The sequence below is a fragment of the Ruegeria sp. BB6 genome (genome assembly GCF_056539385.1).
The window spans coordinates 464,937-478,583 of the sequence record NZ_JBQFUW010000001.1 but is presented as its reverse complement, the minus strand read 5'-3'; the positions used below and the strand labels follow the sequence as shown (position 1 = coordinate 478,583).

Below are 13,647 nucleotides of genomic sequence, written 5' to 3'. Positions count from 1 at the left end.
ATTGTGAAATATCGCTGTTCTAGTCTTGTCCCGGCCTCTGGCCGGGCATAAGGCTTGGGCAATGAACAAGGTGATGACATATCGTGGCCACTTCCGGGCCATTGCAGTGCTGGGCCTGCCGTTGATCGGCGGGCATCTGGCGCAGTTTGCTATCGGTCTGACCGATACAATCATGCTGGGCTGGTATGGGGTCGAGGCGCTGGCCGCAGTCACGCTGGCCAGCAGCTATTACTTTGTGCTGTTCCTGTTTGGCGCTGGATTCGGCTGGGCGGTTATGCCGATGGTCGCCACGGCTGCGGCAGAGGAGGACAAAACGAGTATTCGCCGCTCGACCCGTATGGGGCTGTGGCTGTCGTTGATTTATGCGGCGTTGATGATGCCGCTTCTGTGGTGGTCCTACCCGATCCTGATTGCCTTGGATCAGGAACCGGAGGTGGCCAAGACCGCGTCTGAATACCTACGGGTTGCGGGCTGGGGGCTGTTCCCGGCGCTTATCGTGATGGTGCTGAAGTCTTATCTGGCGGCGCTCGAGCGCACTCAGATCGTGTTGTGGATCACCGTCACGGCCGCTGTCGTCAACGGGTTCACCAACTATGCGCTGATCTTCGGCAACTGGGGCGCGCCAGAGCTTGGCGTTATCGGTGCGGCTGTCGCCTCGATCGTGACGCAGATCGTGTCATTGGTGTTCGTTGTGATCTATGCCGTGCGCGTGTTGCCCGAACCCAGCCTGTTTCAACGCTTCTGGCGCCCGGATTGGGAGTTCTTTTTCAGCGTCCTGCGGTTGGGCGTGCCCATCGGTCTGACGACCTTGGCCGAGGTCAGCCTGTTTGCAATGTCCGCGATCATGATGGGTTGGCTGGGGCAAGTGCCGCTGGCGGCCCATGGGATCGCGCTGAACCTCGCATCAGCCACGTTCATGGTGCATCTGGGGCTGTCCAATGCGGCCACGATCCGCGCGGGCAACGCATTGGGACGCAAAGATCGGGCGCATCTTGAAAAGGGTGCGATTGCGGTGACGGGGATGTCCTTGGTGATGTCGATCCTGACGGTGATCCTGTTCGTGACCTGCGCCGAGCCGTTGATTTCGCTGTTCATGGAGCCCGATGACCCGCAGCGCTCGCAAATCCTGCTGATCGGAACTGGGCTTCTGGCGATGGCGGCCCTGTTCCAACTGGTGGACGGAGCGCAGGTTATCGCGCTGGGCCTGTTGCGAGGGCTTCAGGACGCCAAGATACCGATGGTGATGGCCGGGCTCAGCTATTGGGTCATCGGGATTCCGGCGTCTTATTACTTTGGCTTTGTCCGTGGGATGGACGGCATCGGCGTTTGGCTCGGCCTCGTGTTGGGGCTGGCCTGCGCAGCCGTTCTTCTGATGGCCCGGTTCTGGCTTAGGTCCGTTCGCGAGGTTCCGATGGTTGCCAGCAATTCGGCCTGATCAGCCTTTATCCAAGCGATCCGCCTTTTTGCGCACCAATACCGACCGTAGGTCGTGCATCGCCAACAGCAACCGATCGGTGACGTCTTCAAGCTGTTCGTCGGTTGCCTTTGATTGCGCCCATTGCGTGGTCAGGTTCAGGTAATCGACCGCACGGTGAATGTCGTCAATATCCCGGCGGGCCAACAGCTCTTTGCGCGCGTCCATCCACCGGGCGATTTCAGCCCGATCAGCCTCGGACAGCGTCCGTTGGCCTTGCGGTTTGACCTCACCGTTGCGGATGTTGATGACGGCAATCTGATCCATCTCGATCCGGCGCTGTCGGTTTTCAGTGTCAATTCTGAAAACCGCAGCACCATTCTCGCGCACACGGAAATAGTATTCAGGAAGCTCGGCAGTCATGGAACCTCCGATCAGGTCAGGGACGCGCAAAAGCGTTGAATGCGCGTGCAGGCTTCGGTTAGCGCCTCGTCCGAGGTCGCATAGCTGACGCGGAAATTTGGCGACAGACCAAAGGCTGCGCCGAACACGACGGCGACATCCGCCTCTTGCAGAAGGGCTGTTGCAAACGCCTCGTCGTTTTCGATCACGGTACCTGCGGGTGACGTCTTGCCGATAAGCCCCGCGATGGATGGGTAGACATAGAATGCACCCTCGGGCGTTGGGCAGGTGATGCCGTCAATCTCATTCAGCATCCGCACCACCAAATCACGGCGGCGTTTGAACGTCACATTGTTCGGGGCCAGAAACGCCTGAGTGCCGTTCAGCGCCTCGACCGCCGCCCATTGGCTGACCGAGCAGGGGTTCGATGTCGATTGAGACTGAATCTTGCGCATTGCCGCGATCAATTCCACTGGCCCGGCTGCATAACCGATCCGCCAGCCGGTCATGGCATAGGCTTTTGACACGCCATTGCAGGTCAATGTGCGTTCGTACAGGCCCGGTTCAACCTCTGCCGGGGTGCAGAACTCGAACCCGTCATAGGCGAGGTGTTCATACATATCGTCCGACATGATCCACACATGCGGGTGACGCATCAGCACATCGGTCAGCGCCTTCAACTCGGCGCGGCTATACCCAGCGCCGGTCGGATTGGACGGAGAGTTGAAGATGAACCACTTGGTCTTGGGTGTGATCGCGGCTTCAAGCTGTTCTGCGGTCAGCTTGAAGCTGTTCTCAAGCGTCGTTTCCACGACCACCGGAGTACCACCCGCCAGCAACACCATATCGGGGTAGCTGACCCAATAGGGGGCGGGGATGACCACCTCATCACCCTCGTTCATCGTGGCCATCAGCGCGTTATAGAGCGTCTGCTTGCCGCCAGTGCCCACGGAAATCTGAGCAGGCGTGTAGTCCAGCCCGTGGTCGCGCTTCATCTTGGCGCAGGCGGCCTGTTTCAGCTCGGGGATACCGTCGGGCGCTGTGTATTTGGTCTTGCCTGCAGCGATGGCCGCAACCGCCGCGTCCTTGATGTTCTGAGGGGTGTCGAAGTCCGGCTCGCCCGCGCTCAGGCCAATTACATCACGCCCTGCCGCCTTGAGTTCGGCTGCCTTGGCCGTCATCGCGATAGTAGGTGATGGTTTTACGCGTGACAGTGTCGCAGACAGGAAACTCATGGGGGGCCTCGGTTTGTATGTTCAACCTGACTGTCATAGGGTGCGCCCGAATGACGATCAAGCGATATGAATTGTGGAATTGGAGAACCCGATGACTGACGAAAACGACTGGTACGGGCCGGACGCCGCGACATTCGGGGATCGTCTGGCAGGCGCTCGTGAGGCGGCTGGGATGACCCAGTCCCAAATGGCCCGCCGGTTGGGGGTGAAAAAGGCCACGATCACCGGTTGGGAAAATGACCTGTCCGAACCCAGGGCCAACCGCCTTTCGATGATAGCCGGGATGGTCAATGTCTCGATCATGTGGCTGTTGACTGGCGAAGGCGAGGGGATGGATGCCCCCGTTGATCCCGACGAAGGCGCACCGGAGCTCGCCGAGGTTGTGGCCGAGCTGCGCTCGATCCGAGGTGAGATGCGTGCCAGCGCCGAGCGCGCTGCACGGCTGGAAAAACGTGTCCGTTTGATGTTGGAGCAAGGCAAGTGACCGAAACGCGAGATGTCAGGATCAAGCGGTTAAAGATGCGCTCCATGCGGCGCGGGATCAAGGAGATGGACTTGATCCTTGCCGCCTATGCAGACCGAAATCTGGCGGACATGGATTCCTCTGGCCTTGATACATATGACGCGCTGCTGCACGAAAATGATCAGGACCTGTATCAATGGGTCACGGGGCAGGTCGCCCCACCCCCACAATTTTCCGATCTGGTATCCGATATCGCGCAAACCTTTCAAAAATGACGGAAAAGCAGCTTAACTGATTTTTCGGTTTTTCGATTCATGCTGCGTGAAACAGCGCGATTGAATCGGAGGATCGGATGAGTATCGAAATGCAGGTCTCTGCGGCCGGGGCCAAGGGTTTCATGACCAGCTACCTTGAGGCGCTCGCCTTGGTAGAACGGCTGCACCGACTGCTTTTGGATGTCATCAAGGATGAGTTTGAACGCGTCGGTGTGCTTGAGATCAATGCGGTTCAGGCATTGTTGTTGTTCAACATCGGGGATCACGAAGTCACCGCTGGTGAGTTGAAAAGCCGTGGATATTACCAAGGCAGCAATGTCAGCTATAACCTGAAGAAACTTGTGGATATGGGGTATATGCACCACCAAAGGTGTGAGATCGACCGCCGCTCTGTCCGGGTGCGGCTGACCCCGCAGGGGCGCGAAATCCGCGATATTGTGTCCGAACTGTTCTCGCGCCACGCGCAAGGTCTGCAATCGCGCGGCGTTCTGGAATTTCAGGGAATCGAGGATATTACCGGCTCGTTGCGTCGGGTCGAACGCTATTGGACCGACCAAATCCGTTATATCTATTGATCAGGGCAGCTTGATGCCGACGGCCTCTGACAAGGTCAGTCCTTCAAGCTCGCGGATCAGCTTTCGGGTCATGGCATCCTCGTAGTCTTCAAATCCCAAAGCGACTTCGACAAATGCGCCGGGGCCAAGAATTACCCAGGCGGTGTAGTAGGCAGACAATTCGCCGACTTGCACGAACCGCTTGTCGGAAGGGCTCTGGTCATCGACCCCGATCACCAACCCGTTGATCGTAATGCCGGAATTGGCCAGCGCGCCCTTGACCTCGCGGGGGTGAGGGCCGAGGTTTTGCTTTCCGTCTCCGGATAGGTCCAGTGTTCGTTTCCAGCATTCGGTCTGCTCGGTCAGAAGTTCGGCACCAAACTGCATTGCCGAGCCAAGCGCCGTGCCTTGCGGCGCATTGCTGCGTTTCACGTTGTTCAAAAGGGAACCGATCCGTTGCAGATCCTGTTCGGAGCGAACCTCGGTCCACTGCAATAGGATGCGTTGGTGATGAGATTCGCTCCATTCAAATATCGCCAGGCGCACTGGCGCTGATATTTCAGACAGGATCAGTTGCTTGACTTCGGGTCGTTGCAACGCAGCCGCCAACCCTCCGAGCTGCAACCGGTATTCCCCGCTGTCCACCGACCCGGATACGTCCAGCCCCAACGCCAATGCCTGCCTGCACTCGGCTGCGGCTGAATTGCCCAGCAGCATGAGAATGGCCGCCAGCAATCGTATCATTCATGGCCTCCACCTTGCAGCGCCCCGATTTGCAATCCAGCCAACTCGCGCTCCAGTTTCCGGCGCATTGCACGTTCAAAGTCCTCAAAGCCTTGGGCGACTTCAAGAAACGCGCCCGGTCCGTGCAGGACGTTGTTCTCGAAAAACGGGATGAGGAACAGCTCGCCCTCGAAGTCCGCGGCATTGATGACCAGTCCGTTGACCACGATATTTTCAAACGGAAAATGCCTGTATGCCGAGTCCGGCCCGTACCCGTCGTTGTTCGAGCCGTCGCCTGACAGGTCAATCGTTTGAAACAGACAAGCCGGAGCTTGCTGCATCAATGTCGCCCCGAACGCCAGCGCATAGCCCATCGCGGTGGCAGAACCGCTGTCTGTTCGCACCGACCGTTGCACCGTCGTCGCGGCAGACAACAGATCGGCGCGTGTGCGGATCATTGTCCAATCGAGAATGACATGCTGCGTGCTGCGCCCGCTCCATTCGTAGACGGCCAAAGCGACGGGCATTGGTGATGAGAAGAACGCTTGGGTCACCTCTGGCGCGATCAATGCTGCGGCCAAGCCTTGGCGCTGCAACGCGTCCTCGTTGGCGTCAACCGAAGTGGAAATGTCCATTGCCAATGCCAGGGCGAGGCGACACGTCTCGGCCCGCAGGGGGCTGGCCATGATGGCCAGGCCCAGTGTTGTCAGCCAGCGGATCACCAGTGGCCAGTGCTGTCCATACTGGCCCAAGGTTCCGCAGGTTCCAGAGCCTCGCCGTTCTGAAGCAGCTCGACCGAAATATTATCGGGCGAGCGTATGAACGCCATTCTTCCGTCGCGCGGAGGTCGGTTGATGACGACTCCGTTGTCCTGCAGGTGCTGACACACCTCGTAGATATTGTCGACGCCATAGGCGAGGTGCCCAAAGTGGCGGCTGTCGCTGGGCAGTTCATCATCACCATCCCAGTTGTGTGTCAGTTCAATCGGTCGGTCCTCCTGCCCGGGAGGAGCCATGAATATCAGGGAAAAACGTCCGGCCTCGCTGTCGTAGCGCCGTGTTTCCTTCAGCCCCAGCAACTCATAGAATGCCATGGATTTTTCCAGGTCTTTAACACGCACCATGGTGTGGAGGTATGTAAGCCCCATTGCGGCTTCCTTTCTATTTCGGTGATAGTCAGCAGCTTAGCGCGCAGACCAAGAGTGTCGAGAGGTCGCGCGAGCACATTTTTAAGTTTGCGGGCCAAGGCGCACATATCGCGGTTCCGGTCATCGGATTGTCGAGATATAGTTGTCTGCGACTCATTGCTGGAAAGGAAAATTCATGCCGCTGTCCACCGACCAACTGGCCGAGATCGAAGCGCAACGGGCGCAATCGCATCCAACACGCCGCGTTGTGGCAGCCGGAATGGAGGATCATCTATACACGGCGCATCAGGTGCTGGATCACGGTTTCGTGCGCGTGATCGACTATATGGGAGACGACGCGGCAATCTGTCAGGCCGCTCGCGTATCTTATGGCAAGGGTACCAAGTCGGTTCAAAACGACGAGGGTTTGATCCGCTATCTTATGCGCCATTGGCATTCGACCCCGTTTGAGATGTGCGAGATCAAGCTGCACGTCAAATTGCCGGTATTCGTAGCGCGACAGTGGATCCGTCATCGCACGGCAAACGTGAACGAATACTCGGCGCGTTACTCGATCCTCGACCGAGAGTTCTATATCCCGGCACCGGACCACGTGGCCGCGCAATCTGAGGTGAACAACCAGGGCAGGGGTGACGCGCTTCAGGGTGAAGAGGCCGCGCGCGTGCTGGAGATTCTAAAGGCGGATAGCGCGCGCTGTTATGACAACTACGAGGCGATGATCAACCAAGACGGTCAGCAAGGGTTGGCGCGCGAGTTGGCGCGAATGAACTTGCCTGCAAATATTTACACGCAATGGTACTGGAAGGTTGATCTTCACAACCTGTTCCACTTTCTGCGTCTGCGTGCTGATCCGCATGCGCAGTATGAAATCCGTGTATATGCCGACACCATGTGCAAGATCGTCGCCGACTGGGTGCCATTTGCCTATCGTGCGTTTGAAGACTACCGTCTGGGTGCTGTAAACCTGTCCGCACAGATGGTTGACTGCCTGCGCAGAATGCTGTCGGGCGAGGCTGTGACGCAGGAAAACTCAGGCATGACTGCGCGGGAATGGCGCGAGTTTGAAGGCGTTATTCGGAAAGGGTGATACCCCGTTAAGGCATATCGTTTGTCTATACATTTTGTCTTGACCCTGCTACACTTGGGTCATGACGTTTTCCAACGGCTTTCGATATGCGTGCGTTGCGTTTCTGCTGGCGACTCCGGCTCAGTCCAAATCACCAATCGCTGAGGTGATCTGTGAGCCGACGCAAAGAATGTACGACAAGTTGACCGGTCAATTCGGGGCAACGCGCGAGGCGACGGGCTTGCGCGGGCCAGAGCAGTTGATGGAGGTCTGGACCAGCAATTCCGGCGATTGGACGATGGTTGTCACGTATTCAACCGGAACGTCCTGCATCGTGGCAATGGGCCAAAACTGGCACTCTCGTGCCGACGAGAAACCGGCCCGAGGGTAAGGTGACACACCTTAAGGGGCGGTCAACGGCCGGAAATTAGCCGTTGGCCTGTTTTTTAGTTCCCGCAATAACCGGGGAAATCAAAGCGGCTTCAAATCAGCAGCCATTTGGCGGCCATCACGTCCGTCTTGCAGCTCGTACGAGATTTTCTGATTGTCAGCGAGCCCGGTCAGACCGGACCGTTCTACGGCCGAGATATGAACAAATACGTCCTTGCCACCTTCATCAGGGGCAATAAACCCGTAGCCTTTAGTGGTATTAAACCATTTCACGGTGCCAGTTGGCATTTCCCGTGTCTCCTTCTACTTACACGTTGTCCCACAAATCGGTGGGGGTAGTGATTGACGCGACCGCAAATCATCACCGTATCGCCCACACGCCACGGCCCGAATTGCGCATTTCGTCTTTTTCAACATTGCACGGTGAAGTAAAAAATCAAGAAATACCGATAGAAGCAGGCAAAAATGCTAAAAATTAGCACAATTACAGGAGTTGCCAGTAAATGCGCCTATTTGGCCTAAAGACGTGCGATACGTGCCGTAAGGCGTTGAAATCGCTTCCTTCTGCCGATTTTTCTGACGTTCGCGCCGAGGGTGTGCCCGAGCCAGTGCTAAAAAAGGCACTGGATCAGTTCGGCGAGGCTTTGCTCAATACACGCTCTACAACCTGGCGTGGTCTGGACCAAGAACAGCGTGCGCGGCCCGTGTTAGAGCTGTTACAGGATCATCCGACCCTTATGAAACGCCCCCTGATCGAGAGTGAGGGCGCGCTTTTTCTAGGCTGGACGCCGGAAACGAGGTCGGGGCTTGGCGTATCCTGAATGCGTACCTATCTGCTTTGACGCAAGAATGAGGACAAAAGATGCGTAATGCAGCGATGATTTTGGGTGTGATTGCCGGGCTGATCGGTATGATTGTCGGCTTTTTCGGCTATGGGTATGTTGAACTGATAGACCGGTTCGGCGAAGTCGAGGGGCTGGCAGAGCAGGTAGACAACGCTCAACTTATCCAAGCCATGTCCATTATTGCGCCCCTGTTGGCGATCGCGGGCGGGGCCATGGCGCATGCGCGGGCCTTGTTCGGTGGGGTTTTGCTGCTGATTTCAGCGGCTGGGATGTACTATGCCTTCGGGTTCAATGCGTTCACCATGTTCCCGGTGGCGTTTGCCGCAGTTGCGGGCCTCCTTGGGCTGGCCGCGGGTAAACCGGACGAGCCCAAGGCGCATTTCTAAATCACTTCAGGCGCAGGAGACGATCCAGCGAGATCGGACCCGCGCCGTTGATGACGATCACCAGAAACAGAAACGTCCACATGACGCGCTGATCCAGAAGGGTAACGGCATTGTCGAACAATCCGCCCAGTTTCACGCCGTGGCCTGTCACATCGACAATGGTTTGAACCCACACAAACCCGATCATGGCAAGTGCGGCGACCCGCGTCAGCAGACCTATCAGCAGCAGAACGGGCAGAACAAACTCGGCAACCGTTCCCAGGAAGATCACAATGCGCTGGAAAAAGGTCATCTGGGTGACGTCATACAGCACGGCTTCAGCCGCCTTGGGGAATATCTGGCCGAAGGCTCCGGCGGATGGCGTAAAGATCGACCCGTCGATTTTCAGGGTCGCCGAATTCCAGTAGTAGACAAACAAGACAGCAACAAAAACCAACCGGGCAAGCGTCGGGGTCAGCCAGTTGGCTGAACTGTCCAGCCGTCCCAGAACGTTGTTGTGAAAAGAGATCAGGGCAGTCATTGTGCCAGCCTTTCGATAGTCACGGAAGTAACAGCGCCACCTTGCAGCAGCAGCGCCAGAGTGGTCCCGAGGTCAAACTCGGGGGTGGTTGCAGAGGTGTTTTCAAACGCCTGACCAATCGTCAAACCGGCCATCATATCTGCAATCCAATCCGCGCCGCCGACGGGTAATAAATGTGGTGCGGGATCGAATTCCGGCCGTGTGACCAAAACGTCTTCGCCAACGGCCTGAGGTTTCGGGGCGTTGTCTTGCGTGTTAAAGCGCCAGATCGAGAAAATCGGCCATTCGGATCGAATAACTTTCATCGACGGCGCAAAGTCCAGTTTCGCCCGCATGACTTCTTCAGGCGAAACAGACAGCGCCTCGGCGTCGACTGCATTGCTGTCGGCCGCGTGGTATGAGCTGCGCAGCGCCAACTCTAACCGGGCGACATCCGCAAGGTAGCCAAGATGAGACAACTGCTCCATTTCGGCTAGGAACTGAGGAAACGCCTCGCCGTAGAACATCATCATCGGGGTCGAAGGAGGGTGCTTGCGCAGGAACAGCCCCGACAAACCGTCCATGTTCTGAGGTCCCAGCAGGCTGGTGATCACCGGAAACGCCTGATGCATGGCTTCGGTCAGTGAAACGGCGACATTGTTGCGATAGACGCTGAACCGGCGACCCGCCGCGCGTTCTGCCGCGTCTATCAGCCCGTCAGGGACCGGCGCGGACGGATCCAGAAGGGCCGCGCGAAATGCTGACTGCGAGACGCTCATGCCGGTATGCGGTCCAATGCCGCTTGTGCCCGCACTGCCTCGGCCCGGAGAACGGGCCAGTCAGGTACGTCTGTGTCCCATTCGATCAAAACGGGTTTGTGGCCGGATCGCTCTAGCACGTAGTCGAGCAATGCCCACACCGGATCGACAACTTCGCGCCCGTGGCTGTCGATCAGCAGAGGATGGCCAAAATCATCCTCGTCCTCATCATGTCCGCCAAGGTGAACCTCTCCAACTTTGTCCAGAGGGTAGGCGTCGATATAACCTTGCGGAGAAAAATCCAGATTGGTCGCTGAGATGAAAACGTTGTTCACGTCCAGCAACAGACCGCACCCGGTGCGGCGGGCAATTTCGCGTAGAAATTCAGGCTCGGACCAGGTGCTTTCCTCGAAAGCCAGATAACTTGACGGGTTTTCCAGCAACATCTGGCGCCCGACAACATGCTGCACCTGATCGATATGTTCGCACACGCGGGTCAATGTCGCGTCGGTATATGGCAGGGGCAGAAGGTCGTTCAGAAAATGGCTGTCATGAGTAGACCACGCCAAATGCTCGGAAAAACTTGCGGGGTTGAGCCATCCGACGAGATGCTTCAAGCGGGCGAGATGGTCGGGGTCCAACGCCCCTTCGCCGCCGATCGACAGACCGACACCATGAACTGAAATGGGGAATTTTTCCGAAAGGTGGCGAAGCTGCGCAAGGGGGCGACCACCGTCGCCCATGTAATTTTCGGCGTGAATCTCAAGCCAAGCGACGGGGCTTGCATCTTCCAGAATCTGGGAAAAGTGCTGGGGCTTGTAGCCGACGCCGGGCGCGGCAGGCAGCCTGTTGGATCGGATTGCGTTGTCCAGCATGTGAATTCCCCCGGTCACGAAAAAGAGGCGGGCGTTTTGGCCCGCCCCTCGAATTCATCTTGGCTCAGGCTTATGCGGGCAGGTCACGCTCTAGCGGTTTCAGCGAACCCTTGCGATCCGAGCCGTCAGCCGCCTTGGGCAGTTCGATCTCGGTGCATTTTCCGGCGTCAACCAACGTCCAGGCGTTGCCCTGATAGTCAACGGTCGAGGTTCCGGCGCATGTGGTGCCCGGGCCTGCGGCGCAATCGTTCTCGCCAGCTTTGGAAATGCCATAGCACTTTTCTTTTGCCTGCGCGCTTGCTGTGGTGGCCATGCCCGATACAGCGGCTGCAACGGCGCTTGCGATTACAAGGGATTTTGCGGTGTTCGACATCTCGGTAATCCTTTTGATGACTGCGTATGTCTGCTTTTGACAATGACAAAGGTAATGGCTTGGGTGCCCTAGTTGAATTCACGAGCCCGTGTCTCACAACCCCGTCAAAGATCGTCATGCGTCCTTGCAGGTTAACATATTGTTTTTGAAATCGAAAATGTAAATTGTTTCAATCCGGCCCTGATGAGAGGGCCGGATTTCAGTCGATTTGCCGTGTTTTGTTACAGCAGATCTGGTGGTGTCGCAGCTTTGGACAGTTCATTTGTTACAGTTTCAAGTGACTGTACCTGCGTTTGTTTTTCACCAAGACGACGGACGCTGACCGTGCGCTCGTCAACTTCGCGGTGACCAACGGCCAGAATGACGGGCACTTTGCCGACCGAATGTTCGCGGACCTTGTAGTTGATCTTTTCGTTGCGAATATCGGCTTCGGCCCGAACGCCAGCCGCCTTGAGGGTTTCGACAACCTCCAGGACATACTCATCAGCTTCGGATGTAATCGACGCAACAACGACCTGACGCGGAGCCAGCCAGAACGGAAGCTTACCGGCGTGTTCTTCGATCAGGATGCCGATGAAGCGTTCAAACGAGCCAAGGCAGGCGCGGTGCAGCATGACGGGGCGGTGTTTCGCGCCGTCGGCCCCGATATATGTGGCGTCCAACCGCTCGGGCAGGACGAAGTCCACCTGGAAGGTTCCGCATTGCCAGTCGCGCCCGATTGCATCGGTCAGCACGAATTCCAGCTTAGGCCCATAGAACGCGCCTTCGCCGGGATTCAGCTCAGGCTCGACACCTGCTGCGCGGGTCGCGGTGAGCAGGGCCTCTTCTGCCTTGTCCCACACCTCATCCGAGCCGGAACGCTGTTCGGGCCGGTCCGAGAACTTCACCTTGAAGCTTTCAAACCCGAGGTCTTTGTAGACATCCGTCAGAAACCCGATGAAACGCGCACATTCGTCACCGATCTGATCCTCGGTTGAGAAGATATGTGCGTCGTCTTGGGCAAACCCGCGCACACGCATGATCCCGTGCAGGGCACCCGACGGTTCGTATCGCGCGCACGAGCCGAACTCGGCCATACGCAGAGGCAGGTCGCGATAGGATTTCAGGCCCTGCTTGAAAATCTCGACGTGGCAGGGGCAGTTCATCGGTTTTAGCGCATTGACCGCCTTTTCACGGGCATGTTCCTCATCAACTTCGACGATGAACATGTTTTCCTGATACTTGTCCCAGTGACCCGAACGCTCCCACAGCTTACGGTCAACGACCTGCGGCGTGTTGACTTCGACATACCCCCCGCGATGCTGAGCGCGGCGCATATAGTCCTGAAGCGTCGTGTAGATAGTCCAGCCGTTGGGGTGCCAGAAGATCTGCCCCGGAGCTTCTTCCTGCATGTGGAACAGGTCCATCTCGCGGCCCAGCTTGCGGTGGTCGCGCTTGGCGGCTTCTTCCAGCATGTGCAGGTGCGCTTTCAGCTTTTCCTTGCCGGTGAAGGCCACACCATAGATACGCTGAAGCATGGCGCGGTCGCTGTCGCCGCGCCAATAGGCACCGGCGATGGACATCAGTTTGAACGCGTCGCCGGGCAGTTGGCCGGTGTGCTGCAGGTGTGGACCACGGCACAAGTCCTGCCAGTGGCCGTGCCAATACATGCGCAGCGGCTCATCCCCCGGAATGGCTTCGATCAGTTCGACCTTGTAGGGCTCATTATTGGCCTTGTAGAACTCGATCGCGCGGTCACGGTCCCAGACCTCGGTGGTGACGGGGTCGCGCTTGTTGATGATCTCTTTCATCTTTTTCTCGATGAGGCCGAGATCTTCGGGCGTGAAGGGTTCCTCGCGGTCAAAGTCGTAATACCAGCCGTTGTCGATCACGGGGCCGATGGTGACTTTGGTGGCGGGCCAGATTTCCTGCACGGCGCGGGCCATGACATGGGCCAGATCGTGGCGGATCAGCTCATTGGCCTGCGCTTCATCCTTCATGGTGTGGATGGCGATTTGCGCGTCGTCTTCGATGGGCCACTGAAGGTCCCAGTGCTGGCCGTTTACCGTGGCCGAGATCGCTTTTTTCGCCAGCGAAGTTGAAATATCGGCTGCCACCTGCGCGGGTGTGACGCCAGCGTCATAGCTGCGTGCATTGCCATCGGGAAAGGTGAGAGAGACGGATTTTGAATCCAGGGCCATGGTTGGCTCTCCTCGTCGGTTTGGCGCCCACTGAACGCCCGGTTGCGGGTATCGCCATTTAA

General features: G+C 57.5%; 19 protein-coding genes. 8 read left to right on the top strand and 11 right to left on the bottom strand.

Features of this window, described 5'->3' with window-relative positions; all coding sequences use genetic code 11:
* Positions 1–61 precede the first annotated feature (61 nt).
* On the top strand, positions 62–1,435 hold the full coding sequence (locus ACR0B7_RS02320) for an MATE family efflux transporter (RefSeq protein ID WP_170576644.1): 1,374 nt from the start codon (positions 62–64) through the stop codon (positions 1,433–1,435).
* Here the strand turns inward: ACR0B7_RS02320 and ACR0B7_RS02315 are convergent, their stop codons facing one another.
* Both ACR0B7_RS02315 and ACR0B7_RS02310 read right to left on the bottom strand, forming a co-directional pair.
* Positions 1,436–1,837: a hypothetical protein gene (locus tag ACR0B7_RS02315; protein WP_170480910.1), complete on the bottom strand. Its 402-nt coding sequence runs from the start codon at positions 1,835–1,837 to the stop codon at positions 1,436–1,438.
* 11 nt (positions 1,838–1,848) lie between these two features.
* Positions 1,849–3,051, bottom strand: coding sequence for a pyridoxal phosphate-dependent aminotransferase (locus ACR0B7_RS02310; protein ID WP_170480913.1), 1,203 nt, complete (start codon positions 3,049–3,051; stop codon positions 1,849–1,851).
* 91 nt (positions 3,052–3,142) lie between these two features.
* On the opposite strand from ACR0B7_RS02310, the gene ACR0B7_RS02305 reads away from it, so the two are divergent.
* The 3 genes from ACR0B7_RS02305 to ACR0B7_RS02295 all read left to right on the top strand — a co-directional run bounded on the left by ACR0B7_RS02305 (position 3,143) and on the right by ACR0B7_RS02295 (position 4,364).
* Positions 3,143–3,535 (top strand): helix-turn-helix domain-containing protein, encoded by a 393-nt coding sequence (locus ACR0B7_RS02305; RefSeq protein ID WP_170415450.1) that lies wholly within the window; start codon positions 3,143–3,145, stop codon positions 3,533–3,535.
* Positions 3,532–3,789, top strand: a complete 258-nt coding sequence (locus tag ACR0B7_RS02300; protein ID WP_170480916.1) for a succinate dehydrogenase assembly factor 2 — start codon at positions 3,532–3,534, stop codon at positions 3,787–3,789. Before ACR0B7_RS02305 ends, ACR0B7_RS02300 begins: the two co-directional genes overlap by 4 nt.
* Before the next feature lie 77 nt (positions 3,790–3,866).
* Positions 3,867–4,364: a winged helix DNA-binding protein gene (locus tag ACR0B7_RS02295; protein WP_170480918.1), complete on the top strand. Its 498-nt coding sequence runs from the start codon at positions 3,867–3,869 to the stop codon at positions 4,362–4,364.
* Here the strand turns inward: ACR0B7_RS02295 and ACR0B7_RS02290 are convergent, their stop codons facing one another.
* Genes ACR0B7_RS02290 through ACR0B7_RS02280 form a run of 3 tightly spaced genes read right to left on the bottom strand, consistent with a single transcriptional unit; the run spans position 4,365 to position 6,213 of the window.
* Entirely contained in the window at positions 4,365–5,087 is a 723-nt protein-coding gene (locus tag ACR0B7_RS02290) for a DUF1194 domain-containing protein (RefSeq protein WP_170480920.1), read from the bottom strand. It abuts the gene before it with no gap.
* Entirely contained in the window at positions 5,084–5,788 is a 705-nt protein-coding gene (locus ACR0B7_RS02285) for a DUF1194 domain-containing protein (RefSeq protein ID WP_480680831.1), read from the bottom strand. Before ACR0B7_RS02285 ends, ACR0B7_RS02290 begins: the two co-directional genes overlap by 4 nt.
* Positions 5,785–6,213, bottom strand: a complete 429-nt coding sequence (locus ACR0B7_RS02280) for a VOC family protein (protein ID WP_170382494.1) — start codon at positions 6,211–6,213, stop codon at positions 5,785–5,787. The genes ACR0B7_RS02285 and ACR0B7_RS02280 overlap by 4 nt, the downstream gene beginning before the upstream one ends.
* Before the next feature lie 175 nt (positions 6,214–6,388).
* Between ACR0B7_RS02280 and thyX the strand changes: the two genes are divergently transcribed.
* On the top strand, positions 6,389–7,300 hold the full coding sequence (gene thyX / locus ACR0B7_RS02275) for an FAD-dependent thymidylate synthase (protein ID WP_170382496.1): 912 nt from the start codon (positions 6,389–6,391) through the stop codon (positions 7,298–7,300).
* A gap of 61 nt (positions 7,301–7,361) precedes the next feature.
* Positions 7,362–7,670, top strand: coding sequence for a hypothetical protein (locus ACR0B7_RS02270; protein ID WP_170480922.1), 309 nt, complete (start codon positions 7,362–7,364; stop codon positions 7,668–7,670).
* Between the two features lie 80 nt (positions 7,671–7,750).
* On the opposite strand, the gene ACR0B7_RS02265 is transcribed toward ACR0B7_RS02270, so the two are convergent.
* Complete coding sequence (locus ACR0B7_RS02265; protein WP_170382500.1) at positions 7,751–7,957, bottom strand: cold-shock protein; 207 nt, start codon at positions 7,955–7,957, stop codon at positions 7,751–7,753.
* A 215-nt stretch (positions 7,958–8,172) separates the two neighbouring features.
* On the opposite strand from ACR0B7_RS02265, the gene ACR0B7_RS02260 reads away from it, so the two are divergent.
* Both ACR0B7_RS02260 and ACR0B7_RS02255 read left to right on the top strand, forming a co-directional pair.
* Positions 8,173–8,490 carry an ArsC/Spx/MgsR family protein gene (locus ACR0B7_RS02260; protein WP_170480924.1) on the top strand — a complete coding sequence of 106 codons (318 nt, stop codon included), beginning with the start codon at positions 8,173–8,175 and terminating at the stop codon, positions 8,488–8,490.
* 41 nt (positions 8,491–8,531) lie between these two features.
* Complete coding sequence (locus tag ACR0B7_RS02255) at positions 8,532–8,900, top strand: hypothetical protein (protein ID WP_170382527.1); 369 nt, start codon at positions 8,532–8,534, stop codon at positions 8,898–8,900.
* Position 8,901: 1 nt separating this feature from the next.
* On the opposite strand, the gene ACR0B7_RS02250 is transcribed toward ACR0B7_RS02255, so the two are convergent.
* The 5 genes from ACR0B7_RS02250 to thrS all read right to left on the bottom strand — a co-directional run bounded on the left by ACR0B7_RS02250 (position 8,902) and on the right by thrS (position 13,585).
* Positions 8,902–9,420 (bottom strand): DoxX family membrane protein, encoded by a 519-nt coding sequence (locus tag ACR0B7_RS02250; RefSeq protein WP_170480926.1) that lies wholly within the window; start codon positions 9,418–9,420, stop codon positions 8,902–8,904.
* Complete coding sequence (locus ACR0B7_RS02245; protein WP_170480928.1) at positions 9,417–10,178, bottom strand: HvfC/BufC N-terminal domain-containing protein; 762 nt, start codon at positions 10,176–10,178, stop codon at positions 9,417–9,419. Before ACR0B7_RS02245 ends, ACR0B7_RS02250 begins: the two co-directional genes overlap by 4 nt.
* Positions 10,175–11,032 carry an MNIO family bufferin maturase gene (bufB, locus tag ACR0B7_RS02240; protein ID WP_170480930.1) on the bottom strand — a complete coding sequence of 286 codons (858 nt, stop codon included), beginning with the start codon at positions 11,030–11,032 and terminating at the stop codon, positions 10,175–10,177. The genes ACR0B7_RS02245 and bufB overlap by 4 nt, the downstream gene beginning before the upstream one ends.
* 70 nt (positions 11,033–11,102) lie before the next feature.
* The gene (locus ACR0B7_RS02235; protein ID WP_170382535.1) at positions 11,103–11,405 is read right to left on the bottom strand and encodes a BufA1 family periplasmic bufferin-type metallophore; all 303 of its coding nucleotides are present in this window, start codon (positions 11,403–11,405) and stop codon (positions 11,103–11,105) included.
* A gap of 221 nt (positions 11,406–11,626) precedes the next feature.
* Positions 11,627–13,585, bottom strand: coding sequence for a threonine--tRNA ligase (thrS, locus tag ACR0B7_RS02230; RefSeq protein WP_170480932.1), 1,959 nt, complete (start codon positions 13,583–13,585; stop codon positions 11,627–11,629).
* Between the last annotated feature and the right edge of the window lie 62 nt (positions 13,586–13,647).